Origin of the sequence: Kribbella sp. NPDC050241 (assembly GCF_044459685.1) — a bacterium.
GTDB lineage: Bacteria > Actinomycetota > Actinomycetes > Propionibacteriales > Kribbellaceae > Kribbella.
Genome location: NZ_JBITJE010000009.1, coordinates 1 through 23,845 on the forward strand (window position 1 = coordinate 1; position 23,845 = coordinate 23,845).

Here is a 23,845-nt window from a genome sequence, read left to right on the forward strand (position 1 = left end):
GCCAGGTTGACCCCGCCCAGCCCCCGTCCGATGGGTTGACCCACGAGACGGTGGGTTGGCCAACGGCACGCGGTTGGCCAACCCACCGACGGCTGAGTCAGACCATCAGACGGGGCGGGGGTCGGGCCAGGTTGACCCCGCCCAGCCCTCGTCTGATGGGTTGACCCACGAGATGGTGGGTTGGCCAACGGCACGCGGTTGGCCAACCCACCGACGGCTGAGTCAGACCATCAGACGGGGCGGGGGTCGGGCCAGGTTGACCCCGCCCAGCCCTCGTCTGATGGGTTGACCCACGAGATGGTGGGTTGGCCAACGGCACGCGGTTGGCCAACCCACCGACGGCTGGGTCAGCCCATCAGACGGGGCGGGGTGGGGTGGTGGGGTCACGCCAGTGAGACCAGGTCTAGGTAGTCGTTGGACCAGAGGTCCTCGCTGGCGTCCGGGAGGATCAGCACGCGGTCCGGCTGCAGGGCCTCGATTGCGCCCTCGTCGTGGGTGACCATGACGATCGCGCCCGGGTAGCTGCCGACCGCGCCCAGGACCTCGTCCCGGGAGGCCGGGTCCAGGTTGTTGGTCGGCTCGTCCAGCAGCAGCACGTTGGCACCGGAGTGGACCAGCCCGGCGAGCGCCAGGCGGGTCTTCTCCCCGCCCGACAGCACGTGGGCCGGCTTGTCCGCGTCGTCTCCGCTGAACAGGAACGAACCGAGCACGTTCCGGACCTCGCCGTCGGTTAGCCCGGGCGCGACCGACGCAAGGTTCTGCCGAACTGTGCCGGCCAGGTCCAGGGTGTCGTGCTCCTGGGCGAAGTACCCGAGCCGCAGCCCGTGACCGGGCACGACCCGGCCCTCGTCCGGCTCTTCCCGGCCCGCGAGCAGCCGGAGCAGGGTGGTCTTGCCCGCGCCGTTCAGTCCGAGAACGACGACCCGGCTCCCCCGGTCGATGGCGAGGTCGACGCCGTTCAGCACCTGGAGTCCGCCGTACGCCTTCTTGAGGCCGACCGCGGCCAGCGGTGTCTTCCCCGACGGCGCCGGAGCGGGCAGCCGGATGCGGGCTACTCGCGCGGCCCGGCGTACCGGCTCGAGGTCCGAGAGCAGCTTGTCCGCCCGCCGCGCCATGTTGCGCGCGGCAACGGCTTTCGTCGCGCTGGCTTGCATCTTCTGCGCCTGGGTGTGCAGGACCGCGGCCTTGCGTTCGGCCGTGTTGCGCTCCCGGGTGCGGCGACGCTCGTCGGTCTCCAGTTGTTCGAGGTACTTCGTCCAGCCGGTGTTGTGGATGTCGATCGTGACCCGCAGCGGATCCAGGTGGAAGACCCGGTTGACGGTTGCCTTGAGCAACTCGCGGTCGTGGCTGATGACGATCAGGCCGCCCGGGTACGACAGTAGGAACGAGCGCAGCCACAGCACCGAGTCGGCGTCGAGGTGGTTGGTCGGCTCGTCGAGCAGCAGCGTGTCGTGCTGCGCGAACAGGATCCGGGCCAGCTCGACGCGACGGCGCTGACCGCCGGACAGTTCACCGACGGGCTGCTCGAGGGCGCGGTTCGGCAGGCCGACGCCGGCCGCCAGCCGCGCCGCCTCCGCCTCGGCCGCGTACCCGCCGCCGGCCTGGAACTGCGCCTCGGCCCGCGCGTACGCCATCGCGCGCTCCTGCGCATCGCCGGTGGCAGTGCTCATCGCGGCCTCGGCGTCGCGTAGCTTGCGGACGGCGACGTCCAGGCCGCGGGCGGACAGGATCCGGTCCGTGACCGTGACGGCGGGGTCGGCGGCGCGCGGGTCCTGCGGCAGGTAGCCGATGGAGCCGGACACGCTGATGGTTCCGGTGGCCGGGCGGTCTTCGCCGGCCAGCGTCTTCAGCAAGGTGGTCTTGCCGGCGCCGTTACGGCCGACGAGCCCGACTCGGTCGCCGGGACTGACGTGGAACGACAGGTCGGACAGCAGCAGGTGGGCGCCGACGCGAATGTCTACACCGTTGACGGTGATCATGATGGTTACTCTCCGTGATAGCCAAGGGACGCACTTCAGGTACGGAAGCGGGTCCCGCAGCTAGACACAGAGGCAAGTAGCCATAAACCCAAAATACCCACCACCCCCAGCCACGTCATCCGATTAACCGCGCAGAGGGGGCGGAGGCCTGGTGGGTCAGGTGGATTTGGCGGGGAGTTCTACTACGAAGCGGGCGCCGCCGGAGGGGTGGGTGGTGACCTGGATGGTGCCTTGGTGCCATTGGACGTGGCGGGCGACGATGGCCAGGCCGAGGCCTACGCCGCGGCCCCGGCCGCTGGTCTCGCCGCGGCCGAAGCGCTGGAAGATGCGTTCGCGGTCCTCGGGCGCGATCCCGGGACCGGCGTCGTCGACGGTGATGATCACGCCGAGTCCACCGGCCTCGACGCCGACACCCTTGCAGCCGCCGGCGTGGTCCTCGGCGTTCTCGACCAGGTTCGCGATCACCCGCTCGAGCCGGCGCTTGTCCGCCTGCAGCGTCAGCCCCTCGGCGTCCGGAGCCACCGTGGTCACCTCACGCCCGGCCGTCGCATCCGCCGCAGCCCGGACAAGGTCGGCGATCCGCACAATCTCCCGACTGCCCTGATCACCACCGTCGTCCCGCGAGATCTCCAGCAGATCGATCACCAGCCGCCGGAACCGGTCCAGGTCGTCACCGAGCAACTCGACCGGCTCACGCACCGCCGAAGGCAGTTCTGCCCGATGGTTCTGGATCAACTGCATCGAGTTGAGCATCGTCATCAACGGCGTACGCAACTCATGGCTCACATCACCCGCGAACCGCGCGTCCGCCGCCACCCGCCGTTCCAGATCCGCGGCGGTCTGGTTGAACGATCGCGCCAGCCCGCCCAGGTCGCGGTCGTTCTCCGCCTCCAGCCGCCCGCGCGCCACCGCATCCGCCACCTTGGTCAGCGCCGCCAGCGGCCGCAGCGCCAGCGTGCTCGCCAGCCGCCCGACCGCCAGGCCGATCATCGCGGTCACGATCGCCGCCGCGACGAGCGTGATCTTCAACGTCCGCAGCGTCCCGTCGAGACTCGCCAGCGGGTGCCACTCGAAGAACGCCGTACCCGGCACCTTCATCGGTACGCCGACCGCCAGCACGTGCTGCCCGCCCACGGTGAGCCGGCGGCTCGCCGCCGTACCGTTCCGGACCGTGGTGACCAGGTCGATCGGCAGATCCGACGGCTTCCCGGTCAGGGAGTACCAGGTGTCGTCGTAGTAGACCATCGAAGCTGCGGCATCCGTGGATGGCAGGCTGGTCAGCAGATTCGTCACGCTGACATCCGGGTTCGGCGTCAGGCTGCCGCACTCGGCCTGCTCACGCACCGGCCGGCACGGCTGTGGCGCGCCGAACAGCCCGTAGTGGAAGGCCGCTGCGTTGTCGGCCGTCTCGACCATCGCCGAGGACTCGCGCTGCTCGGTGAGGTAGTCGGAGACGACACCCCAGGTCACCAGCGCCAGCACAGACGACAGTCCGAGCGCGAGCAGGCCGTAGGCCACCATCACGCGCCCGCGCAGGCCAGGCCTGAGACCCGTCCGGCCCCATCGCCGCCCCAGTCGCCGTCGCCGCAACGTCAACTCACCAGTCGATAGCCCAGGCCGCGGGCGGTGACGAGATGCTTCGGACTGGCCGGGTCGTGCTCGATCTTGAGCCGCAGCCGGCGGATGTGTACGTCGACGATCCGGCTGTCACCGAAGTACCCGTAGCCCCACACCTTGGACAGCAGTTGCTCACGGCTCAGCACCTTGCCCTCTGCCCCGGCCAGTTCGGCGAGCAGCTTGAACTCGGTCCGGGTCAGCGGCAGCACCGAATCGCCGCGGGTCACCTCGGCCCCGGGGACGTCGATCGTGAGGTCACCGACCACGAGTACGTCGGGCTGCCGGGCGTTGGCCGGCTCCACTCGGCGCAGCAGCGCCCGGATCCGGGCCGACAACTCCTTGGCAACGAGCGGTTTCGTCACATAGTCGTCGGCACCGGCCTCCAGCCCGGCGACCACGTCGTGACTGTCGGTGCGCGCGGTCACCATGATGACCGGCACGTCGCTGGCGCGGCGGATCTCGCGGCAGACCGTGAATCCGTCCCGGTCCGGCAGCATCAGATCCAGCAGCACCACGTCCGGTGGTTCCCGGCGCAGCGCGGCCAGAGCGTCGTACCCGTTGGCCGCCTCGGCGACCTGGTACCCCTCGTCTTCCAGGGCAAGCCGCAGCACCCGGCGGATGCGCGGCTCGTCGTCGACCAGCAGCAGGCTGTGTGGCACGGACCCAGTGTCCCGCACCACCGGAGCGCGCGCCGGTTACGGCTGTCATGAATCCGTCATGTTCGTGCGGGCCCCGGGTGACAACCTCTTGACGCTTCGGTAACCCAGCCTCCGGGGTCCGCGCCACGGTCCTAGCTTCGGCGCTATCGAGTCCGGAGGAGGACCAATGGCCAGAAGACGGCTGGCGGCAGTATCCCTTGCCGCCGTGGCAGCGCTCGTCGCGCTCGCCGCATGCAGCAACGGTGGCGGATCACCGTCCGGATCCGGAGGTGACGCAGCCACACCGGTCAGCGGTGGCACCCTGAACATGCTCGGGGCAGGCGACGTCGACTACATGGATCCGAACATCAGCTACTACTCGGTCGGCTACCTGAACCTGCGAATGTGGAGCCGGCAGCTGTTCACGTACCCCGCGGAGCCAGGTGGCAAGAACACCGCACCGGTCGCGGACCTCGCCACCGACATCCCGACCGCCGCGAACGGCGGGCTGAGCGCGGACGGCAAGACGTACACGATCAAGATCCGGCCCGGCGCGAAATGGGGCACCTCCCCGGCGCGCCAGGTGACGGCCGCCGACGTGGTCCGCGGCGTCAAGCGGACCGCGAACCCGGTACAGCCGTTCGGCGGCATCCCGGACTTCGCCAACCTGATCGACGGCTACCAGGCGTTCGCCGCCGGCTTCGCCAAGGCGCCGAAGACGGTCGCCGGGATCCAGGAATACATCGACAAGACGGCGCTGCCCGGTGTGGTCGCGAAGGACGACACCACCGTCGTCTTCCACCTGACCCAGCCGGCGACGTACTTCGTCGACATGCTGACGCTGCCGGCCTTCTCGCCGGCCCCGGTGGAGTCGCTGAAGTACCTCCCGGCCAGCACCGAGCTCGGCAACCACTTCCCGTCCGACGGTCCGTACAAGGTCGACTCCTGGGTTCCGACCAAGTCGATCAACTACTCGCGCAACCCCGCCTGGGACGCGGCCACCGACCCGGTCCGCAAGGCGTACGTCGACAAGATCGTGGTGAACGAGACCGTCACCCAGGACTCGATCCAGCAGCAGTTGCAGACCGGTACGCCGACCGCCGACATGGAGTTCGACGTCGCACCGCCGCCGTCGCAACTGCCCGCGCTGCAGGCCAAGAAGGACCCGAACCTGACGATCGGCGACACCGCGAGCTCGAACCCGTACGTCGTCTACAACACGGTCTCGCCGAACAACAACAAGGCGCTGGAGAACCCGAAGGTCCGGCAGGCGATCAGCTACGCGATCAACCGGGACCATGTCCTGCAGGTGCTCGGCGGCAAGACGCTGAACCCGCCGCTCACGCACGTACTGCCGGACGTCATCACCGGCTCGAAGCAGATCGACCCGTACCCGTACGACCCGGAGAAGGCCAAGCAACTGCTCACCGAGGCCGGGTATCCGCATCTGACGCTGAAGTTCCTCTACCGCAACGCGACCGAGGGCAGCAGCAAGGGCTTCCAGACGATCCAGCAGGACCTGTCCAAGGCCGGCATCACCGTCACCGGCGTACCGTCGCCGAACGCGGACTTCTACGTGAAGTACCTGCAGGTGCCGGATGTCGCCCGGCGCGGTGTCTGGGACCTGTCGCTGGCCGGTTGGGGCGCCGACTGGTACGGCAACGCGGCACTGTCGTTCTTCAACCCGTTGTTCTCCGGTGAGCCGTCGTTCCCGCCGGTGGGCAGCAACTTCGGCCTCTACAACGACCCGGAGACCAACGACCTGATCCAGCAGGCGATCGCGGCACCGACGACGGACGCGGCCGCCGAGCTGTGGGCCAAGGCCGACGCCCGGGTGATGGACCAGGCCGCGTTCTACCCGCTCACCAACAACAAGCAGGCGAACTACCACGCCACGCAGGTCCACAACGCCGTCTACGTCCCGTCGATGCAGAACTACGACCCGACGAACGTGTGGCTGTCCAAGGACAAGCAGGGCGGCTGAACCTCATGGCCCTGCTTGAAGTAAGGGATCTTCGGGTCTCCTTCGACACCCCGGACGGCACCGTCCGCGCCGTCCGGGGCCTGTCGTTCGACGTCGAGGCCGGACAGACGCTGGCGGTGGTCGGCGAGTCCGGGTCGGGCAAGAGCGTCGCCACCCAGACCATCACCGGTCTGACCCGCGGCGCCCAGGTGTCCGGTACGGCGTTCTTCGACGGGACGGACCTCATCAGCGCGGACCAGTCGACCCTGCGCAGGTTGCGCGGGGCACAGATCGGGATGATCTTCCAGGACCCGCTGTCCAGCCTGCACCCGCACTACCGGATCGGCTGGCAGATCGTCGAGATGATCCGGGCGCACGACACCGTGATCAGCAAGCAGGCGGCCCGGCAACGGGCCGCCGAGCTGCTCACCCTGGTCGGCATCCCGCGGGCGTCGGAGCGGATCGACGACTACCCGCACCAGTTCTCCGGCGGGATGCGGCAGCGGGTGATGATCGCGATGGCGATGGCGCTCGACCCGGCGCTGCTGATCGCGGACGAGCCGACGACCGCGCTCGACGTGACCGTGCAGGCCCAGGTGCTGAACGTGATGCGCCGCCTGCAGGAGCAGTTCGGTACGGCGATCATCCTGATCACCCACGACCTCGGCGTGGTGGCGGAGATGGCCGACGAGGTGGTCGTCATGTACGCCGGCGCGGTGATGGAACGGGCGCCGCGCCGCGACATCTTCTACCGCAACCACCACCCGTACACCCAAGGCCTGCTGGCATCGCTGCCGGCCCGCAGCGGCGACCGGTTGACCCCGATCGCCGGCAGTCCGCCGAGCCTGATCAGTCTGCCCGCGGGCTGCCCGTTCGCCGCCCGCTGCCCGCACGTGTTCGACAAGTGCCGCACCGAGGCGCCGCCGCTCACCGACGTCGGCGCCGACCCGCGACATCAGTCGGCCTGCTGGCTGCCCCACACCGTGAGCGAGGCGATCGCGTCATGAACGACGTACTGCTGAAAGTCGACGACGTCCGTAAGGAGTTCCCGACCCACTCGAAGGAGGTGGTCCATGCGGTCGACGGGGTCTCTCTCGAGGTGCGCAAGGGCGAGACGCTCGGGCTGGTCGGCGAGACCGGCTGCGGCAAGTCGACACTGGCCCGCTGCATGGCCCACCTGTACGACGTGACGTCGGGCTCGGTCTGGTTCGACGGGAAGGAGATCAGCACGCTGTCGCGGCGGGCGATGCGACCGGTGCGGCGCGAGGTGCAGGTGATCTTCCAGGACCCGTACGGCTCGCTGAACCCGCGCCGCCGGGTCGGCTCGATCATCGGTGACCCGTTCGCCATCCACGGCATCGCGTCCGGGCCGGAACGGAAGAAGAAGGTCCAGGAACTGATGGAGCTGGTCGGGCTGAACCCCGAGCACTACAACCGGTTCCCGGCCGAGTTCTCCGGTGGCCAACGGCAACGGATCGGGGTCGCCCGAGCGCTGGCGCTGCGGCCGAAGCTGGTGATCTGCGACGAGCCGGTGTCGGCGCTGGACGTGTCGATCCAGGCGCAGATCATCAACCTGCTGGCCGATCTGCAGAAGGAGTTCGACCTGACCTATGTGTTCATCTCGCACGACTTGTCCGTGGTCCGGCACGTGAGTGACCGGATCGCGGTGATGTACCTGGGCAAGATCGTCGAGCTGGCGCCGACGCACGAGTTGTTCGGGCAGACGCGTCACCCGTACACGCGGGCGCTGTTGTCGGCGTTGCCGGTGGCGGATCCGGACACGGCCGACAGCCGTGAGCAGATCATCCTCGGTGGCGACATCCCCGCCGCGACGAACCCGCCGGAGGGGTGCAGGTTCCACACGCGGTGCCCGAAGGCGCGAGCCGACTGCGCCGCGGGCGAGCCGCCGCTGATCTCCGTCCTCGACGACCAGCACGACCACCGGACCGCCTGCTTCCATCCGCTGACGATCGGCGAAGACCTGTCGACCGCCGTACCGGACCTGAAGGCATCATGACCGCCGCCATCGAGATGGTCGATGTCCTTGACGAGCCCAAGGCGATCGAGGGCCGCAGTCCGTTCGTGCTGGCGTTGCGACGGCTGCGCAAGGACAAGGTCGCGATGATCTCGCTGGTCGTGATCGTGCTGATCGTGCTGATGGCGATCCTCGCGCCGGTCTTCGCCGCGATCACCGGTCATCCGCCGAACGAGCAGTACCGCGACATCGGGCTGACCCCGGACGGGTTGCCGCGCGGGCCGAACGGGACGTTCTGGCTCGGCACCGACGACCTCGGCCGGGACATCCTGGTCCGGATCGCGTACGGCGCTCGCGTCTCGCTGCTGGTCGGCGTCATCGCGACCGCGATCACCGTCGCGATCGGCGTGGTACTCGGGCTCGCGGCCGGGTTCCTCGGCGGGGTCGTCGACACGGTGCTCGCGCGGCTGATCGACGTCGTACTGTCCGTGCCGTTCCTGCTGGTGGCGATCGCGCTGGTCTCGGTCACCGGGCCGAGCCTGACCGTGACCGTGCTGGTGATCGGGTTCTTCAGCTGGGCGTCGGTGGCCAGGATCGTGCGTGGGCAGGTGCTGTCGCTGCGCGAACGCGAGTTCGTCGAGGCGGCCCGGTCGCTGGGGGCGGGCGACGGGCGGATCATGTTCGTCGACGTACTGCCGAACGTGCTGGCGCCGGTGATCGTCTACACCACGCTGCTGATCCCGGTGGTGATCGTGACCCAGGCGACGTTGTCGTTCCTCGGGCTCGGACTGCCGCCGCCAACGGCCGACTGGGGCGGAATGATCAGCGCCTCGCAGAACTACTACACGACCGCATGGTGGTTCATCCTCTTCCCCGGCCTGGCGCTGCTGATCACGACGCTCGCGTTCAACCTGTTCGGTGACGGGGTCCGGGACGCCTTCGACCCCCGCGCAGATCGGACCTAGTGATGGCTGTTTTCCTCCTCCGCCGGCTGGGTCATGGACTCCTGGTCCTCTGGCTCATCACGGTGGCCGTGTTCGCCCTGTTCTTCGTTGCCCCGAGCAACGTCGCGCAGACGCTGGCCGGCCGGCAGGCGACGCCGGAGACCGTTGACCTGATCAAGCACCGGCTGGGGCTGGACCTGCCGGTGTGGAAGCAGTACCTGCACTTCGTCGAGAACGCGCTGCACGGCAACCTCGGATACGACTACTACCACCAGGTGCCGGTGACCACGATCATCGGGACCGCGTTGCCGATCACGGTCTCGCTGGCACTCGGAGCCGCCGTACTGTGGTTGCTGCTGGGCATCTTCAACGGGGTGATCTCCGCGGTGCATCCACGGTCGCTGGCCGATCGCGGACTGACGCTGTTCTCGTTGTTCTTCTACTCGTTCCCGTCGTTCCTGCTCGGGTTGCTGCTGCTGTACTTCCTGTACTTCCGGCTGACGCTGGCCGGATTCCACTGGTTCCCGGCAGGTGGGTACTCCCCACTGAGCGCCGGGGCCGGCGCCTGGTTCCAGCACTTGTTGCTGCCGTGGGTAGCTCTGGCTTTGTTGCTGGCGGCCACCTACACCCGGTTGACCCGCGGCTCGATGCTCGACGTCCTCGGCGAGGACTACATCCGGACCGCTCGCTCGAAGGGCATCCGGGAGAGCCGGGTGATCGTCCGGCACGGTCTGCGCAGCGCGCTGACTCCGGTGGTCACGCAGTTCGGCATCGATCTGGGTCAGCTGATCGGCGGTGTCGTCGTCATCGAGACCGTGTTCAGCCTGCCCGGTCTCGGGCAGACCGCGGTGACGGCGATCAACCAGCAGGATCTCCCGGTCATCATCGGGATCGTCCTGTTCGCCTCCGCCGCCGTCGTGGTCGCGAACATCCTGGTCGACATTGCCTACGCCTTCCTGGATCCGCGGGTTCGACTCCACTAGATGTACCGAAGGACAGGAGGTAGTGGCCGGTTGGTTGGCCTTTCAGGGGTGGGCCAAGCGGAGCCGCGCCGGTCAGCACTGACTACCTCCTGTCCTTCGGTACGGTGGTGCCGTGTCGATCGTGGTGTACGGCGCCGGCGGGATCGGCTGCTACGTGGGCGGACGGCTGCTCGCGGGTGGGGCCGACGTGGTCTTCGTCGGGCGGCCGCGGATGGCTGCCGAGGTCGCGGCCCACGGGCTACGACTGACCGACTACCTCGGTGCTGATCTCCGGGTTGCCGATGTTCGCTACGAGACCTCGCCCGCGGCGGCGGGAGCGGCGGATCTGGTCCTGCTGACGGTCAAGTCGGCGGCGACCGGGACCGCAGCCGCCGAGCTGGCCGATGTGCTCAAGCCGGGCGCGATCGTGGTCAGCTTCCAGAACGGCCTCCGCAACGGTGACGTCCTGCGGGAGCGGCTGCCGGACCAGGTCGTGGTGCCCGGGATGGTTCCGTTCAACGTGCTGAACCGTGGCGAGGGAATCTTCCACCAGGGCACCGCCGGTGCGCTCGATGTCCAAAGCCATCCGGGCCTGGCGCCGTACGTCGAGGACTTCGCCCGAGCGGGGCTGCCGCTGAAGCAGCATGACGACATCCTGCCGGTGCAGTGGTCGAAGCTCCTGCTCAACCTCAACAACCCGATCAACGCGCTCTCGGACCTCCCGCTGCGCGACGAGCTGTCCCAGCGCGCGTACCGCCGCTGCCTCGCCGCGGCTCAGGCCGAGTCACTCGCCCTTCTCGCTGCGCACGGCATCGAACCGGCCCGGATCCTGGCGGTGCCGATGCGCCGCTTCCCGGCCGTCCTCCGCCTGCCCGACTTCCTGTTCCGCCGCTTGGCCGGCTCGGTCCTCGCGATCGACCCGCTCGCCCGGACCTCCATGTGGGAAGACCTCAAAGCCGGCCGCCCGACCGAGATCGACTACCTGAACGGCGAGGTCGTCCGCCTGGCGGAGTCCCTCGGCCGCAGAGCTCCGGTCAACGCCAAGCTGATCGAGCTGATCCACAAGGCCGAGACCAACCACCACCCCTGGCCCGGCCCCGAGCTACTCCGCGAACTGCAGCGGTAGCTTCGCCCGGACATCGACGCTCACGATGCCGTAGGTGAACCCGAGGTGCTCGTTCAGCCGGCGCATGTTCTCGTTGCCGCGCTGGGTCCAGGTGTAGATCTCGGTGATCCCGTGCTCGGCCGCCCAGGCCATACTCGTTCGCTTCAAGGTCGCGGCGACGCTCTTGCCGCGCCAGTCCGGATGGACGGCGGTGTAGGCGACCTCAGCCCGCTCCGGTTGGTCGGTGTCGAGCATCAACCCGGCGACACCGATCACGTCGTCACCGACGACGGCCAGGAACATCGCCGCCGGGTCGTTGATCCACTCGATCTCCCACTCCTCGGCCGAGACGTCCATCGGTGCCGGCACATCCAGGTCGGGAAGGGTCGGCACCGCCACCTGCTCGTAAGCCTTCGCCCAGAGCTCGGGCCGCTCGGCCACGGTCACGATCCGGTACGCCGTCGGCTGCTCCGGCCACGGCTCGGTTCCGATCCGGCGGAGCTGCTCGACCTGGCGGTTCGCCTCGGTGAAACCGAAGTGGTCGGCGAACGCGAGCGAGTCCTCGTCGTCGACCGAGCAGCCCGCGACCTGGTAACCCTGGGCAACGGCATGCTCGGTCAGCGCACGCAGCAACTCGGTGCCGGCACCTCGCCGTCGTGCCTCAGGGCGGACCCGCGGCTTGACGGCCGCACGAGCCGCCTCGCTGGAGTGATCCGACATCCCACTGCCGACGACCGCACCGTCCATCACCGCCAGCACCAGGAGCCGTCCTGGCTTCGCCAACTTCTGCAGCTCGGCCACACTCGGACAGCGCTCGTACGGCTGCACCGCGAGCCGCACCGCACGCCAGTCCTCGTAGTCCCGCTCCGACTCGACCGGCCGGAACACGATCTCACCCATGCCCCCACCTTGCCCTACCCGGACCTGGTGCGCACTCGATTTCATCGTCTCGTTATTTGAGCCAGTTCTTCTCGAATTGTGGAAGCAGCGGCAAGATGGCGCTGTGATCGACGCAGCGGTGATCGGTGGAAGTGTGGCGGGCCTGCAGGCGGCTCTGACCTTGGGACGGGCGCGGCGGCGAGTGGTGCTGTTCGACGACGGGAAGGCGCGGAACCGGACGGCCGAGCACGTCCACAACTTCCTCGGAGTCGAGGACACCGCACCGGGCGAGTTGCTCGCGCTGGGGCGCCGGCAACTCCGGGAGTACGGCGTCGAGGTGCGGGACACGCGGGTCGAGGACCTGACCGCTGACGGCGACGGTTTCGTCGTCGAGGGTGAGCGGGTGCGATCCGTGGTACTGGCGACCGGGCTCCGGGACGAGCTGCCGGATGTGCCGGGTGTGTGGGAGTCGTGGGGTCGGTCGGTTGTTGCCTGTCCGCACTGTCATGGCTGGGAGGTGCGTGACGAGCCGCTCGTGCAGCTCGGGATGCGCGGGCTGCCGGACCGCTCGGTTGCCCGGGCGCTGTTGCTCAGCAGGTGGAGCAACGACGTCGTCCTGTGCACCGACGGCGACGAACTCAGCTTCGATCACCTGACCAAGCTCGACAAGGCCGGCGTGACGATTCGCACCGAGCGAGTCGAGGCCGTTCAGCCAGCGGAGAACGACGTACGCGTGCTGCTGAAGGGCGGTGACACGTTGCTTCCTCGGGCTGTGTTCGTGGTCGTCCGGCAGCATCAGCAGAGTGATCTCGCGGCGAACCTCGGCTGCGACGTAGTGGATGGCGCGGTCGCCGTCGACAGCTCCGGAAGGACCAGCATCCCTGGTGTCTACGCGGTCGGTACGACGGCCGTCCCCGCCCTCTTCGCGATCGGCGCTGCCGGGCACGCGAGCACCGCCGCGGTTGCCCTGCACGCGGACTTGCTCGACCGCGACCTCAGCTCATGACCGCGCAGCAGGCGGCAGGAGCGCAGGATCCCCGACGGTCCACTCCCCTGGCGCCCCACTGAGCTCGTCCAACTGCAGCAGGCACCACGGCGACAGGCCCGGTACGTCGCGCATGTCGGACCATTCGACCCATCGGTACGACGCCACCTCCGTGGGATCGGGCGTGGGGTCGCCGGACCACCGGACCCGGTACACCGGGCACATCTCGTTCTCCACCACGCCGGTCGGCATCTCGGCGCGGTAGCGGAACTCGGGCAGCACCAGCTCGACGCCGTCCGCCACGATCCCCAGCTCGTCGGCGAGCCGGCGCCGTACCGCATCGGGGACCGGCTCACCGGGAAGTGGATGCCCACAGCAACTGTTGGTCCAGACCCCCGGCCAGGTCGGCTTGGTCAGGGCGCGCTGGGTCAGCAGCACCCGGCCCGCGTCATCGACCACGTAGCTCGAGAACGCCAGGTGCAGCGGGGTCGCGGAGTGGTGCACCGTTGCCTTGGCCTCGGTCCCGATCGCCCGGCCGGCGTCGTCCAGCAGCACCACTCGCTCCTCCGTCACCCCCCGAGGGTAGGCGGATACCCGCCTGCGGGCCCAATGCGCCGGTGCTACTCTGACGCCGTGATCAAGCGACGCGTGGCATATCGACCGGCTCTGGGAGGGGCCGGCATTCGGTAGTCCCCACAACTCGCTCCACCCAGAGCCTCCGAGGCAGGAACCGACCGGGTTCCTGCCTCTTTCCGTTGCCGGAGGCGCTGTCGTGGCGAGGGTGCCTCCAGACCTGCTGAGAGGACCCCCATGAACGACCCGACCGCGGTGATCGACCGATTACGCCGTACCACCGACTCCATCGTCGGCGAGGCCGACCTGCGTGAACGACTGACGTCCGGGCGGCCGTTGCGGATCAAGTACGGCGTCGACTGCACCGCACCGGATCTGCATCTCGGCCACGCCGTCAACCTGTGGATGATGCGGCAACTGCAGGACCTCGGCCACCAGGTCGTGTTCCTGCTCGGCGACCTGACCACCCGCGTCGGCGACCCGACCGGGCGGTCCGAGACCCGGCCGGTGCTGACGCCGGAGGAGATCGAGGCGAATGCGACGTCGTTCCTCGAGCAGGTGTCACTGGTACTGCGCACGGATCCCGCGGTGTTCGAAGTACGGCGGAACTCCGAGTGGTACGACGGGATGCGGGTGGCGGAGCTGCTCGGTCTGTTCGCGCAGGTCACGCATGCACAGCTGATGGCGCGGGACATGTTCCGGGAGCGGGTCACGGCCGGGCGCGAGATCGCGGTCCACGAGCTGGTGTACCCGGTACTGCAGGGCTACGACAGTTTCGCGATGCAGAGCGATCTGACCATCGTCGGCACGGACCAACTGTTCAACGAGCAGCTCGGCCGGCACTTCCAGCAGCGCTTGGGCGCGCCGCCGCAAGCGGTGATCACGACCACGATCACGCCGGGCCTCGACGGACGGGCGAAGCAGTCGAAGTCGCTGAACAACTACGTCGGGCTGACGGACCCGCCGCGGGAGAAGTTCGGCAAGCTGATGAGCATCCCGGACGACCTGGTCGAGCCGTACGCCCGCGTCTACACCGAACTCCCGATGGACACGGTCGCCGCACTCGGCGCCGCAGCCGCACACGGCGGTCCGCAGGCGCGCGACGCCAAGCTCCGCCTGGCCGCTGCCGTGGTGACGCGCTACCACGGCGCCGGCACGGCGAAGGCCGAACTGGAGGCGTTCCGACGGACCTTCTCCGACCGCAATCAGCCCGAGGACATTCCGGAGATCGTCGTCGACAGCTCTGTGACGACTGCGCTCGATCTCCTGCGCGCGATCCGGCCCGACGACAGCAACTCCGAGCTCCGGCGGCTGATCCGGCAGGGGGCCGTCACCATCGACGGCACCCGGGCGGACGACCCGGCGGAGGCCGTCGACCTGGGCACCGGCGTGGTGATCAAATCCGGCGCACGCACATGGCACCGGGTCAGACGACACTGATCACGTGGAGACGAAGACGGTCGAGGCATTGGTCAGCGTCGGGCAGCGCTACGCGGGCCGGGTGCCGGCGTTCGAGGTGGAGCCGGCGTGGTGGTCCGAAGTCGAGGGCGTGACCCGGCAGCTCGACCAGTTGCTCGGCGTCCGGACCATGGTGCTGCGGCTCGTGCACGCGGACGAGGCGGTGGTCGGTCGCGGTGGCCGGGTCGTCTATCACGTGCAGGCGCTGGGCGAACCGCGTGCCGGGGTACTGGACGAGACGCCGTACGACGGATGGGACGCGATCGTCGCACCCGATCCGCTGCGGGCGACGTGGGCCGAGGTGGACGGACCGGGCCGGCTGATCGAGTGGGCGCGAGGCATCATCGGCCCGCTCGATCCGGTTCAGGTGAAGACGTGGAACCTGTCCTGTCTGATCCGCTTCCCGGGTGCCTGGGCGAAGGCGACGAGCCGGTTCTGCAGTATCGACGCCGATATCATTGATCACATCCGCCGGTACGACGCTCAGCTCGCACCCACCGTGCTCGGTACGTCGGCCGGCAACCGCTGGTCACTGCTCGCCCACGCGCCCGGGGTCGACTGCTGGCAGCCGGATCCGCCGACGATCGAGGACGTGGTCAGCCGGTGGGTCGCCGTACAAGCCGAGCTTGCGGCGGAGGTGGACGAGCTCGACGCGCCGGTACTGCGACCGGAGCACCTGGCGGATGAAGTGTCCCGGCTGCTGACCATCGTCGCGCTGCCCGGTGATGACGCGCTCGCGGTTGAGGAGCTGCTGACCAAGCTGCCCGGCATCCTGTCCGAATTGGATGCGTCGGGTCTTCCGATCACGCTCGTACACGGCGACTTCCATCCGGGCAACTGGCGTTCGGACGGCACCAACCGGGCGATCGTCGACTGGGCGGACAGCTTCGTCGGCCATCCGGCCACCGACATCCAACGGCTGCGCGGATGGATGCCGCAGGCACAGGGCGATCACGCGGTCGAGGTCTGGTCGGCGGCCTGGAAGCGCCGGATCCCGAACAGCGAACCGTTCCGGGCACTGCAGCCGATGACGGTGCTCGGACGTCTGGTCGGGGCGGTCATGTACCAGCGGTTCCTCGACAACATCGAGCCGGACGAACGCCTTTACCACGCGGACGACCCGCGCACCGAACTCCAGGCCGCGGTCGAGGCTATGCGGGCTTGCGGGTGGTGACGAGCCACGCAGCCGACGGGTAGTCGACGCCCGGACCCACCTGGATGAGTTCCTGCAGGGGCTCGCATTCGGGCATCCGGAAGCCCGCGGTGGTGAGGATGTGCGCGACCCGTGCAGGGTCGGCGAACGCGAACGGACCGGGTACGTCGAGCCGCGGCGTGGTGCCGGTGGTGAGTTCGGCGTACCACGGGTTCCGGCTGGGCGCTTGCCAGACCAGGAGTGCGACGCGCCCGCCCGGACGCAGCGCTCGCGCGAGATTGGTGAAGGCCGCGATCGGGTCGGCGAAGTCCGTGCAGCCGGTGCGGCTGAGGAGGACATCGAAGGTCTCGGTCTCGAAGGCATGCACCTGTGCGTCGGCCGGCACGAAGGTCGCGGTGACCGCGCCGGTCTCCTCCGCACGACGGGCCGCCTCCGCAAGCACCTGCTCCGAGACGTCCACGCCGACGGCGTCGCCGGAACCCGCGAGCCAGGCGGCGGCGCGCGTCGTACCGCCGGTTCCACAGCCGATGTCGAGGACGCGATCACCGTCCCGGATGGCGGCTGCCCGGAGCAGCCAGTCGTCGTACCGATACAGACTGTTCTCAGTCAGCCCGGTGCCGTATGCGAGGTCGGTGCCGCTCATCCTGATCCCCTTTCGTTGCCCTGCTGTACGGATCAGCGGGCAATCCGGTTCAAAGGGCAACCAGGATCAGGGCGTTCCGGCGGGCGACTCCGGCGTCCGGGGGCCGACCGAGGTGTCGGGCGGCATGGCGGGCGGCTTGTCGGTGTCGGGCGGCGTGGCGGCGTCACCAGCGGCGGCGTGGTCGTGGTCAGCGGAGGAGGTACGACGACGACCGGAGGCGGCACGTGCACCGCCTGCACGAGAGCCTGCGGATTACAGCCGTAATGTACGGACAAACACGCTTTCGCCGATGGCGTGCGGGATATGGAACGCTGACTCATCGAAGCCGAGCGAAGGGGTGGGAGCATGACGATCCTGATTACGGGTGCGACCGGAAACGCGGGCGGCGCGGTCGTGCAATCGTTGGCGGCCGAGGGGATCGCGGGCCGGGCGCTGATCCGCTCCGACACACCACTGCCGAGCGGGATCAAGCCCGTGTACGGCGATCTGAACAAGCCGGACTCGTTCGCCGACGCGCTGGACGGGGTGTCAGGGATTTTCCTGCTCAGCGGTTACGACCGGGTCGAGGAATTGCTCGCGAACGCGGTCCGGGCGGGAGTGCGGAAGGTCGTGCTGCTGTCGAGCAGTTCGCTGGCCGGCAGCGATACGTCGAACGCGATCGCCGGATATCACCAGGCGGCCGAGGAAGCGGTGAGGGCGTCCGGGCTGGAGTGGACGCTCCTGCGACCGAACTCGTTCATGTCCAACACGCTCCGCTGGCTTGATCAGATCCGCGCGGGTGATGTGGTGCAGGTTCAGTTCCCCGACGTACCGATCGCGACGATCCACCCGCGGGACATCGCGGATGTGGCCGTCCGTGCGTTCACTGCCGACGACCAGGCTGGGGCGATCCTGCGCCTCACCGGTCCGGTCGCCCTCACTCCACCGCAGCAGGTGGAGATCCTGGCCGAGGCGATCGGCCGGGAGTTGACGGCGTACCCGATGAGCCGGGCGGAGACGCATGACGAGCTGCAGGCCTCGATGCCAGCGCCGTACGCCGAGGCGATCGAAGGCTTCTTCGGGGACGGGATCATTGACGAGACGACGGTCAACGACACGGTCCGGCAGGTGACCGGGCGGGCGCCGCGCACGTTGCAGGACTGGGTTCGCGAGAACGCAGGGCTGTTCGCGTAGGAACATTGGAGCGGGTAGCGTCGCGGTGAGGAGGTCTCGCGGTGAACCAGTTGCTGGACCGGGTGCGGCAGTTCTGGCTGTCCCGTCATCCGCGCACGCGGGCACTGGCCGTGCTCGCGCCGTTCATCGCGCAGTACCACGCCATGACCGGCCACGATCTGACCAACCGGGTCCTCGGCGACAGCGTGATCCTGGGCCTCGCCGCGATGTACGGCGCCCTGCCGCGAGCCGCCGAGCAGAGCGCCGAACGCTGGCTGGCCGAATGCGCCGTGGCCGTCGACCGCGCCTCGAACATGCACTGGCAGCTCAACCAGCACGCGAACGACCTGCTCCCCGAGGTCTCCGAGGCGATCTGGCGCCGCCTGCACTATCTCGATCCAGGCACTAGGCGGGGCTGAGGGCTGCGACGTACTCGGTGCCGGTACAGACAGTGCCCAGGCGCGGGAAGACATAGGACACCGCGAAGTCGTGGGCCTGCTGGTCGAGGCCGGTCATCGCGTCGGTGAGGTACACGGTGTTGTAGCCGAGATCGTCCGCGGCCCGGCCGGTGGACTCGACGCCGAAGTTGGTCGCGATCCCGGCCAGCGCCACGGTCTCGATCCCGCGCGATCGCAGTTCGTCGTCCAGACTCGTCCGGCCGAACGCTCCGATCGTTCGCTTCACGATCTCGAGGTCACCCGGCTGCGGGTCGAGATCTGGTGCGAGCCCACTCCCGTCCGGCTGTGCGTCCAGCCCCGGCCGCTCGACCCGGACGTTGACCACCAGCCCGCCCACCGACCGCGTCGCCTTCGCCAGCGCCACGCATCGCTCGAGCACCATCGGTCCGGCCAGCGGTGCTGTGTCGAGCGCGATGATCCGCGGCATCAGATCGATCAGGACGAGGGCAGTACTGCGGGGATAAAGGCTGAGCGTGGTCACGTACCGACACTAGCGGCCAGGGAATCCGCGAAGGCCACGTCCCGCTCGGTGCCGGAGAAACCGAGACGCCAGCAGCCGCCGTCGTACTTCCCTGGTGGGAGCGCGCGTCCGCCCGGTTGCCAGAGCGGTTGCCAGGCGACCGCGCCGTTCGACGGGTCGTACCAGTGGTTGTCCTCGGACCAGGCCGAGCCCGGCCGATACGCCGTCACCACGCTGAGGCCGGGACCTGTCGCCATCGACCATCGAGGCAGTCCTGCGACGTCGCCGTCGCGGCCGAAGCCGCCGGGGTCGCCTTGGTCGGGCAATGCGGAGTCGACGTTCAGCGCGACCTCCCAGACGGGTGCGTTCGTTGGTGCCTTGACCGTCCAGGCGAGCCGGGTGTCGAACGTGGTCGGGCCGAAGTCGAACGTCCAGTCCGCGGCGACCGGCTCATCCCCGAAGGGGATGCCGCGTAGCGTCAACGACGTGCGGCGTGCATCCACGTGGGCAGCCGGGCCGCTGAGGTCGGTGGCGCCGAAGTTCCCGACCGCCAGATAGGGCGCTGTTGAGCGGCCGGTCGAGTCCAGCGCTGGACGGTAGTTACGGCGCCCGGTTGGGTCGACGTCCAGACCAGTGAGTGCTGCTCGCGGGCTGGTCTCGATGGTCGCCCGGTAGTGGTTGGTGGTCACCACGCGGCCCTTTGTCACCTGCAGCTCGGCGAAGTCGAGCGGCGCGATGAACAGGCCGCCCTTCCCCCAGCCTGCTCCGGTGACGTACCAGTCCTGGCCGTCCTGCACGACCTCGGCCGCGTGCGCCGGGATCGTGCCGGCGAGCTGATCGACGGTGAAGTGCAGCGGATCCTCGCTCTTGTAGACCTTTGTCGACTCGTAGCCACCGTCACAGCAGACGAACAGGTACCAATCCGTTCCGCGCTGGACGACGAACGGCGACTCGGTCGGGCCACCGAACGTCCCGGTCGACGGGTGCTGGAACGCTGTCTGGCGGTCGCTCCAGTGCTTGAGGTCGGTACTGGTGCGGTAGGCAACGATGTGGTTCCCGCCGGCCGGCGTCGAGTTGGCGGTGTAGTACATCACCCACTGGTCGCCGACCTTGCGCACCATCGGGTCACGTCCATCGAAGCCATCGGTGAACAGCGGGTTGGCCGCATCGCGGGTCCAGTGCACGAGATCGGTCGACGTCGCCAGATGCATCCGGTACGCCGTGTGGTCCGGCGTACCGGCGGCATAGAACATGTAGTAGGTGCCCTCGTGGTACATGACGTACGGCGCCCAGATGTGGCTCTCTCCCGCAGCCGGGTCGGCGATCAGTGCCGGCGGTTGCTTCGTCCACGGACCGTTCGGGGTCGGCGCTGTTGCGTGGCCGAAGCTCTTCTCGTCGAGCGGGTTGGCCGGCTCTGCGTGCGTGATCGCGTACACATGCCACGTGCCGGTCGCGCGGTCCTGCACCAGGGTGTGGTCGTTGTAGTACCACGGCTCGGCCTCGCCCACGCTCGGGTCGTAGACCTTGGCGAATTCGCCGGCGGCTACGACCTCGTCGACCTTCTCGTACGGCGTGATGCGCACGCGCTCGGGCGATGCGGCGGAGGGCAACGGCACAGTGAGGACAGAGAGGCCGACCAGTGCGGCGATGAGTTTGCGCATCATGAGTTGAGCTCCAGGTCGAGCAGGTCGACTCCGACGAGGAACCCGGTGGCGGCTGGGTTTTTGCCGGTCAAGGTGATGACGAGTTGGTGGTTACCGGCAGTAAGTTGCGCCGCTCCGAGGTCGAGCTGCTGCGTGCTGACTCCGGAGGGGGCGTAGCCGTCGAAACTCACAGCTGTGCCGCCGTCGACCTGTACGTCGGCGATGCCGTAGTCGCCCGCCTTGGTCAGCACCGTCGAGAGGTTGAACGAGCCGGTCGTGGGGACGCTGAAGCCCAGCACGATCTTGTCGCCGGCCTTGGTGGCGTGGATCCATGCCTGCGATCCGCCCGACCAGCTCACGCCGCAGCAGTTGCCCTGCGGGTCGACCGGCACCGTTGACGACACCGGCGGCAACATCGCCTCCGCCTCGAGTCGCATCGTGTTGCCTGTGGATCCCTGTGCGGCGGCGGACTTGCCGCTCTGATGACCGGCGAGGTCGACCGCGGCGACCCGGTAGGACCAGGTCTCGTTCAGCCCGAGATTGCGGTGCACGAACCCTGGCAGCGGACTGGTGCCGATCAGCTTCTCGGCACCTCCCGCCTTCGCACCGTAGATGTTGTAGTGCGCGATTCCGCTGTCGTCACTCGCGTCCGACCAGGTCAGGCTGATCGCGTTGTCGGCCCGGCCGGTGGCTGTGAGTCCCGTCGGTTGCGCCGGACCGGTCTTGTCGTCGTACGGAAGGACCAGCGATTGGACGACGTACGACGCTGCGGTCCAGCTTGGGCCGGCGGGCTTCAGCTCGATGTCGAGCTTGGTCCGGCCGAAGGTGAGGGCCGCAGGCAACTGGAAGTTGTCGTCCAGCCAGCGCTGGTGATCGTTGCCGAGCGGCTGCAGCCAGGTGCCGGCGTCCTTGCCGTCGACGAACACCTGGGCTGACTGGGCGGCGACGTTCTGGTCGCTCGTTCGGCGCAGCGTCACGCCCCGGTTGACCGGGTCGGTCTTGACGCTGAAGCGGATGGGCTGGGTGGTGGCCCGGACCTGGTCGGTCAGGATTGTGTCGTCGTGATCGCCTTCGTACACCGAGCTGACGTCGTACGTCTGGGGGTTGGTGTCGGCGTACCCGTGCTGCTCGCGGCTGGTCGCGGAGCCGGTGTCGATGCGGTCGGTCTCGCGGGCGCCGAACTTCGCGGCGGTGTAGAGGAATGCGGTCGAGCCGTAGATCGCCGGGTGGTCGTCCTGCTGGCCGTGCTCGATGCCGAAGTCGAGCTGGTTCTGAAAGTCGACGGAGTCGGTGATGTGCAGCCGCCAGGCGCCGTCGCACTCGTTGGCGCAGAAGCCGGCCCGCACCTCGTGGGCGGAGTTGCCGTGGAACGGCGTCGAGTACGTGCCGGCGTTGAAGTACCAGCCTGACTCGTAGTAGTCCTCGGTTCCGGTGCCGTGAATCGCCGGGGTGCGCTCGCCGTCGACGTACACCCGCTCGTCGCCCTCGAGATAGCCGCGGGTGTTGCCGTCGGCAAGTAATCCCTCCATGGTCTGGGAGACGCCGACGAACTTGCCGCGACCGGTGACGTCGGCGAAGTTCCAGTCACTGCCCTGCGTGGTCTCGCCGCGCTGCGAGATCGCGCTGAAGTAGCCGGCCTTGCCCGTCGCCAGGTCGACCGCCTTACGAGCGTCCTTACTCGAAGTAACTTCGGCCTGACCGTTCAGCGGGTACGCCGAGGTGTTGACCAGGCTGACCGTGGCGCGGGCGGCGTACGGCATCGGCCACCAGGACGAGTACCAGCCCTCGGGGTCCATCCCGAAGAACAGCGAGCGGACCGGGTTCTCGCCGAGACCCGAGCCGAAGAACTCACCGATCGGGGCGTCGACCCGCTTCTCGCCGTCGATCGTCACCTGGACGCGGACGCCGGCCAGGAGCGAGTCCGACGGCTTCACCCGGGCCGCGTCCTCCTCGGTGGCGGCGTACGCCATCGCGTGCGAGCCGCTCCAGTTCTGCTGGGTGATCTCGTAGCCGTGCGCCTGCTCGTCCGCGACGTGGTCCGGACCGACGTCGAGGGTGTCCGTGCGCTTCGCCGTACCGCCGACGATCGAGTCGGCCCAGTAGGTGAACTCGTTGAAGTCGAGGTCGGACGAGACGAACTGGTTGGTGATGGTGATCTCGGACTTACCGGCAGTAAGTTCGGCCGGGAGGTCGACGGTCTGATCCGCCCACTTCGCGCGCTGGTTGCCGATCCGCAGATCCATCCGGCGGATCAGCTTCACGCCGGTGTTCGCAGGGTCGAGCTTCATCGTGAACTTGCTGCCGCCGACGAACGCGCGCCCGTCGTCCGCGAAGGACTGCAGGTCCAGCCCTTCGATCTCGGGCAGCTTGAGCCGGAGCGCGCTGACCTCGCCCGGATCCTGGACGTCGGCCAGCGTGATTCGTTTGCCGGGGGCAAGCTTCACCGGGGTCGCGGTGGTCTTGCTGTTCGGCTGGGCCGGCTTCGGGTCCTTCGTGCCGGCCGCCTTCAGCAGGGCGACGACATCCTCGGCCTTGTCGCTCGGGTCGAACGTGCTGACGCCGTTCGCGTCGGGGAACTGGCGGTAGTCGACGTGGTAGAAGAACGGGTTGGTCTGGGTGGTGATCCGCATCGAGGAGCGGTACGGCATCGGCACCCGGATGTAGACGCCACCGCTGGTCTCGACCCCGTTCGCGACCAGCGGGAACGTGAACGGCGCGCCGAGCTTGCCGTCGACCACGTCCTGCAGGGACGCGTGCAGCACCTGCTTGCCGTCGAGCTCGACGGTGATCGTTCCGGTCTTGCTGACATTGCCCTCATCACGGGTGAACCAGATCGACGCGACCTCACCGGGACCGCTGTCCTCGGCGATCACGCAGCCGTCGGCGGTGGTGCGCAGACAGGAGTACCTGCCGTCGAACCCGTCGTTGTTCGTACCGTCCCGGCCGAAGCTGGAGAACTGTTTGGTCCGGACACCGGTCTGCAGTTCGGGGAGCCGGTCCAGGTCGCGATACACCTGCCATCCGACCGGTCCGTTGTCGTTCCCGGCGTACGTCGTACCTGATGCCGTCGAGGCGTTCACGGCGGAGAGAGCGAGCAAGGCGCTGACAGCGAGCGCGGCAACACGACGGAACATTGGGCGGCCTTCCGGCGGTGTCGGAAATCGATTTCTCAGATATTTACCATCGATGCACGGCGGTTGAGAAGGGCTCGGCCACGTCGAATTGCCCCGTCCACCGATCGGGCCCGCCGACGAACAG

The 23,845-nt window shown here is 68.5% G+C and carries 20 protein-coding genes; 11 read left to right on the plus strand and 9 right to left on the minus strand.

Features of this window, described 5'->3' with window-relative positions; all coding sequences use genetic code 11:
- Positions 1-383 precede the first annotated feature (383 nt).
- The 3 genes from ACIBG5_RS32685 to ACIBG5_RS32695 all read right to left on the minus strand — a co-directional run bounded on the left by ACIBG5_RS32685 (position 384) and on the right by ACIBG5_RS32695 (position 4,255).
- Positions 384-1,979 carry an ABC-F family ATP-binding cassette domain-containing protein gene (locus ACIBG5_RS32685; protein WP_396395377.1) on the minus strand — a complete coding sequence of 532 codons (1,596 nt, stop codon included), beginning with the start codon at positions 1,977-1,979 and terminating at the stop codon, positions 384-386.
- A gap of 156 nt (positions 1,980-2,135) precedes the next feature.
- Entirely contained in the window at positions 2,136-3,500 is a 1,365-nt protein-coding gene (locus ACIBG5_RS32690; protein WP_396395379.1) for an ATP-binding protein, read from the minus strand.
- A gap of 71 nt (positions 3,501-3,571) precedes the next feature.
- Positions 3,572-4,255, minus strand: a complete 684-nt coding sequence (locus tag ACIBG5_RS32695; protein WP_131517438.1) for a response regulator transcription factor — start codon at positions 4,253-4,255, stop codon at positions 3,572-3,574.
- A gap of 166 nt (positions 4,256-4,421) precedes the next feature.
- Between ACIBG5_RS32695 and ACIBG5_RS32700 the strand changes: the two genes are divergently transcribed.
- The 6 genes from ACIBG5_RS32700 (at position 4,422) to ACIBG5_RS32725 (ending at position 11,204) form a co-directional block, all read left to right on the plus strand.
- On the plus strand, positions 4,422-6,218 hold the full coding sequence (locus ACIBG5_RS32700; protein WP_396395381.1) for an ABC transporter substrate-binding protein: 1,797 nt from the start codon (positions 4,422-4,424) through the stop codon (positions 6,216-6,218).
- A gap of 5 nt (positions 6,219-6,223) precedes the next feature.
- Complete coding sequence (locus ACIBG5_RS32705) at positions 6,224-7,204, plus strand: ABC transporter ATP-binding protein (RefSeq protein ID WP_396395382.1); 981 nt, start codon at positions 6,224-6,226, stop codon at positions 7,202-7,204.
- A complete protein-coding gene (locus ACIBG5_RS32710) occupies positions 7,201-8,214 on the plus strand; it encodes an ABC transporter ATP-binding protein (RefSeq protein WP_396395383.1) in 1,014 nt (337 codons plus the stop codon). The genes ACIBG5_RS32705 and ACIBG5_RS32710 overlap by 4 nt, the downstream gene beginning before the upstream one ends.
- On the plus strand, positions 8,211-9,137 hold the full coding sequence (locus tag ACIBG5_RS32715; RefSeq protein WP_396395384.1) for an ABC transporter permease: 927 nt from the start codon (positions 8,211-8,213) through the stop codon (positions 9,135-9,137). The genes ACIBG5_RS32710 and ACIBG5_RS32715 overlap by 4 nt, the downstream gene beginning before the upstream one ends.
- Positions 9,138-9,139: 2 nt before the next feature.
- On the plus strand, positions 9,140-10,099 hold the full coding sequence (locus ACIBG5_RS32720; RefSeq protein ID WP_396395385.1) for an ABC transporter permease: 960 nt from the start codon (positions 9,140-9,142) through the stop codon (positions 10,097-10,099).
- A gap of 112 nt (positions 10,100-10,211) precedes the next feature.
- Entirely contained in the window at positions 10,212-11,204 is a 993-nt protein-coding gene (locus tag ACIBG5_RS32725; protein ID WP_396395386.1) for a 2-dehydropantoate 2-reductase, read from the plus strand.
- Here the strand turns inward: ACIBG5_RS32725 and ACIBG5_RS32730 are convergent.
- Entirely contained in the window at positions 11,181-12,083 is a 903-nt protein-coding gene (locus ACIBG5_RS32730) for a GNAT family N-acetyltransferase (protein WP_396395387.1), read from the minus strand. The two genes, ACIBG5_RS32725 and ACIBG5_RS32730, sit on opposite strands and share 24 nt — an antisense overlap.
- A gap of 103 nt (positions 12,084-12,186) precedes the next feature.
- On the opposite strand from ACIBG5_RS32730, the gene ACIBG5_RS32735 reads away from it, so the two are divergent.
- Positions 12,187-13,068 (plus strand): NAD(P)/FAD-dependent oxidoreductase, encoded by an 882-nt coding sequence (locus tag ACIBG5_RS32735; protein WP_396395388.1) that lies wholly within the window; start codon positions 12,187-12,189, stop codon positions 13,066-13,068.
- On the opposite strand, the gene idi is transcribed toward ACIBG5_RS32735, so the two are convergent.
- Positions 13,063-13,620: an isopentenyl-diphosphate Delta-isomerase gene (gene idi / locus ACIBG5_RS32740; RefSeq protein WP_396395389.1), complete on the minus strand. Its 558-nt coding sequence runs from the start codon at positions 13,618-13,620 to the stop codon at positions 13,063-13,065. The genes ACIBG5_RS32735 and idi overlap by 6 nt on opposite strands.
- Before the next feature lie 237 nt (positions 13,621-13,857).
- On the opposite strand from idi, the gene tyrS reads away from it, so the two are divergent.
- Together tyrS and ACIBG5_RS32750 are read left to right on the plus strand one after the other, a co-directional pair.
- Entirely contained in the window at positions 13,858-15,060 is a 1,203-nt protein-coding gene (tyrS, locus tag ACIBG5_RS32745; RefSeq protein WP_396395390.1) for a tyrosine--tRNA ligase, read from the plus strand.
- Between the two features lie 4 nt (positions 15,061-15,064).
- Positions 15,065-16,252 carry an aminoglycoside phosphotransferase family protein gene (locus tag ACIBG5_RS32750; RefSeq protein WP_396395391.1) on the plus strand — a complete coding sequence of 396 codons (1,188 nt, stop codon included), beginning with the start codon at positions 15,065-15,067 and terminating at the stop codon, positions 16,250-16,252.
- Here ACIBG5_RS32750 and ACIBG5_RS32755 read toward each other — a convergent pair.
- Entirely contained in the window at positions 16,230-16,874 is a 645-nt protein-coding gene (locus ACIBG5_RS32755) for a class I SAM-dependent methyltransferase (RefSeq protein WP_396395393.1), read from the minus strand. The two genes, ACIBG5_RS32750 and ACIBG5_RS32755, sit on opposite strands and share 23 nt — an antisense overlap.
- Before the next feature lie 345 nt (positions 16,875-17,219).
- On the opposite strand from ACIBG5_RS32755, the gene ACIBG5_RS32760 reads away from it, so the two are divergent.
- Positions 17,220-18,047 (plus strand): NAD(P)H-binding protein, encoded by an 828-nt coding sequence (locus ACIBG5_RS32760; RefSeq protein ID WP_396395394.1) that lies wholly within the window; start codon positions 17,220-17,222, stop codon positions 18,045-18,047.
- A 41-nt stretch (positions 18,048-18,088) separates the two neighbouring features.
- Positions 18,089-18,445: a hypothetical protein gene (locus tag ACIBG5_RS32765; RefSeq protein ID WP_396395395.1), complete on the plus strand. Its 357-nt coding sequence runs from the start codon at positions 18,089-18,091 to the stop codon at positions 18,443-18,445.
- Here ACIBG5_RS32765 and ACIBG5_RS32770 read toward each other — a convergent pair.
- From ACIBG5_RS32770 to ACIBG5_RS32780, 3 genes are read right to left on the minus strand one after another with little or no spacing between them, the layout of a single operon-like run.
- Positions 18,432-18,965: an isochorismatase family protein gene (locus ACIBG5_RS32770; protein WP_396395396.1), complete on the minus strand. Its 534-nt coding sequence runs from the start codon at positions 18,963-18,965 to the stop codon at positions 18,432-18,434. The genes ACIBG5_RS32765 and ACIBG5_RS32770 overlap by 14 nt on opposite strands.
- Positions 18,962-20,608, minus strand: a complete 1,647-nt coding sequence (locus tag ACIBG5_RS32775; RefSeq protein ID WP_396395397.1) for a family 43 glycosylhydrolase — start codon at positions 20,606-20,608, stop codon at positions 18,962-18,964. Before ACIBG5_RS32775 ends, ACIBG5_RS32770 begins: the two co-directional genes overlap by 4 nt.
- Entirely contained in the window at positions 20,605-23,721 is a 3,117-nt protein-coding gene (locus tag ACIBG5_RS32780; RefSeq protein ID WP_396395398.1) for a DUF2961 domain-containing protein, read from the minus strand. The genes ACIBG5_RS32775 and ACIBG5_RS32780 overlap by 4 nt, the downstream gene beginning before the upstream one ends.
- Between the last annotated feature and the right edge of the window lie 124 nt (positions 23,722-23,845).

What these genes read in the sequence shown, in the direction of transcription:
- ACIBG5_RS32755 (WP_396395393.1), bottom strand. Translation starts at nt 16,874, where the DNA reads ATGAGCGGCACCGACCTCGCATACGGCACCGGGCTGACTGAGAACAGT.
- ACIBG5_RS32775 (WP_396395397.1), bottom strand. Translation starts at nt 20,608, where the DNA reads ATGATGCGCAAACTCATCGCCGCACTGGTCGGCCTCTCTGTCCTCACT.
- ACIBG5_RS32720 (WP_396395385.1), top strand. Translation starts at nt 9,140, where the DNA reads ATGGCTGTTTTCCTCCTCCGCCGGCTGGGTCATGGACTCCTGGTCCTC.
- ACIBG5_RS32690 (WP_396395379.1), bottom strand. Translation starts at nt 3,500, where the DNA reads ATGGTGGCCTACGGCCTGCTCGCGCTCGGACTGTCGTCTGTGCTGGCG.
- ACIBG5_RS32730 (WP_396395387.1), bottom strand. Translation starts at nt 12,083, where the DNA reads ATGGGTGAGATCGTGTTCCGGCCGGTCGAGTCGGAGCGGGACTACGAG.
- ACIBG5_RS32700 (WP_396395381.1), top strand. Translation starts at nt 4,422, where the DNA reads ATGGCCAGAAGACGGCTGGCGGCAGTATCCCTTGCCGCCGTGGCAGCG.
- ACIBG5_RS32715 (WP_396395384.1), top strand. Translation starts at nt 8,211, where the DNA reads ATGACCGCCGCCATCGAGATGGTCGATGTCCTTGACGAGCCCAAGGCG.
- ACIBG5_RS32685 (WP_396395377.1), bottom strand. Translation starts at nt 1,979, where the DNA reads ATGATCACCGTCAACGGTGTAGACATTCGCGTCGGCGCCCACCTGCTG.
- ACIBG5_RS32760 (WP_396395394.1), top strand. Translation starts at nt 17,220, where the DNA reads ATGACGATCCTGATTACGGGTGCGACCGGAAACGCGGGCGGCGCGGTC.
- ACIBG5_RS32710 (WP_396395383.1), top strand. Translation starts at nt 7,201, where the DNA reads ATGAACGACGTACTGCTGAAAGTCGACGACGTCCGTAAGGAGTTCCCG.
- tyrS (WP_396395390.1), top strand. Translation starts at nt 13,858, where the DNA reads ATGAACGACCCGACCGCGGTGATCGACCGATTACGCCGTACCACCGAC.
- ACIBG5_RS32705 (WP_396395382.1), top strand. Translation starts at nt 6,224, where the DNA reads ATGGCCCTGCTTGAAGTAAGGGATCTTCGGGTCTCCTTCGACACCCCG.
- ACIBG5_RS32780 (WP_396395398.1), bottom strand. Translation starts at nt 23,721, where the DNA reads ATGTTCCGTCGTGTTGCCGCGCTCGCTGTCAGCGCCTTGCTCGCTCTC.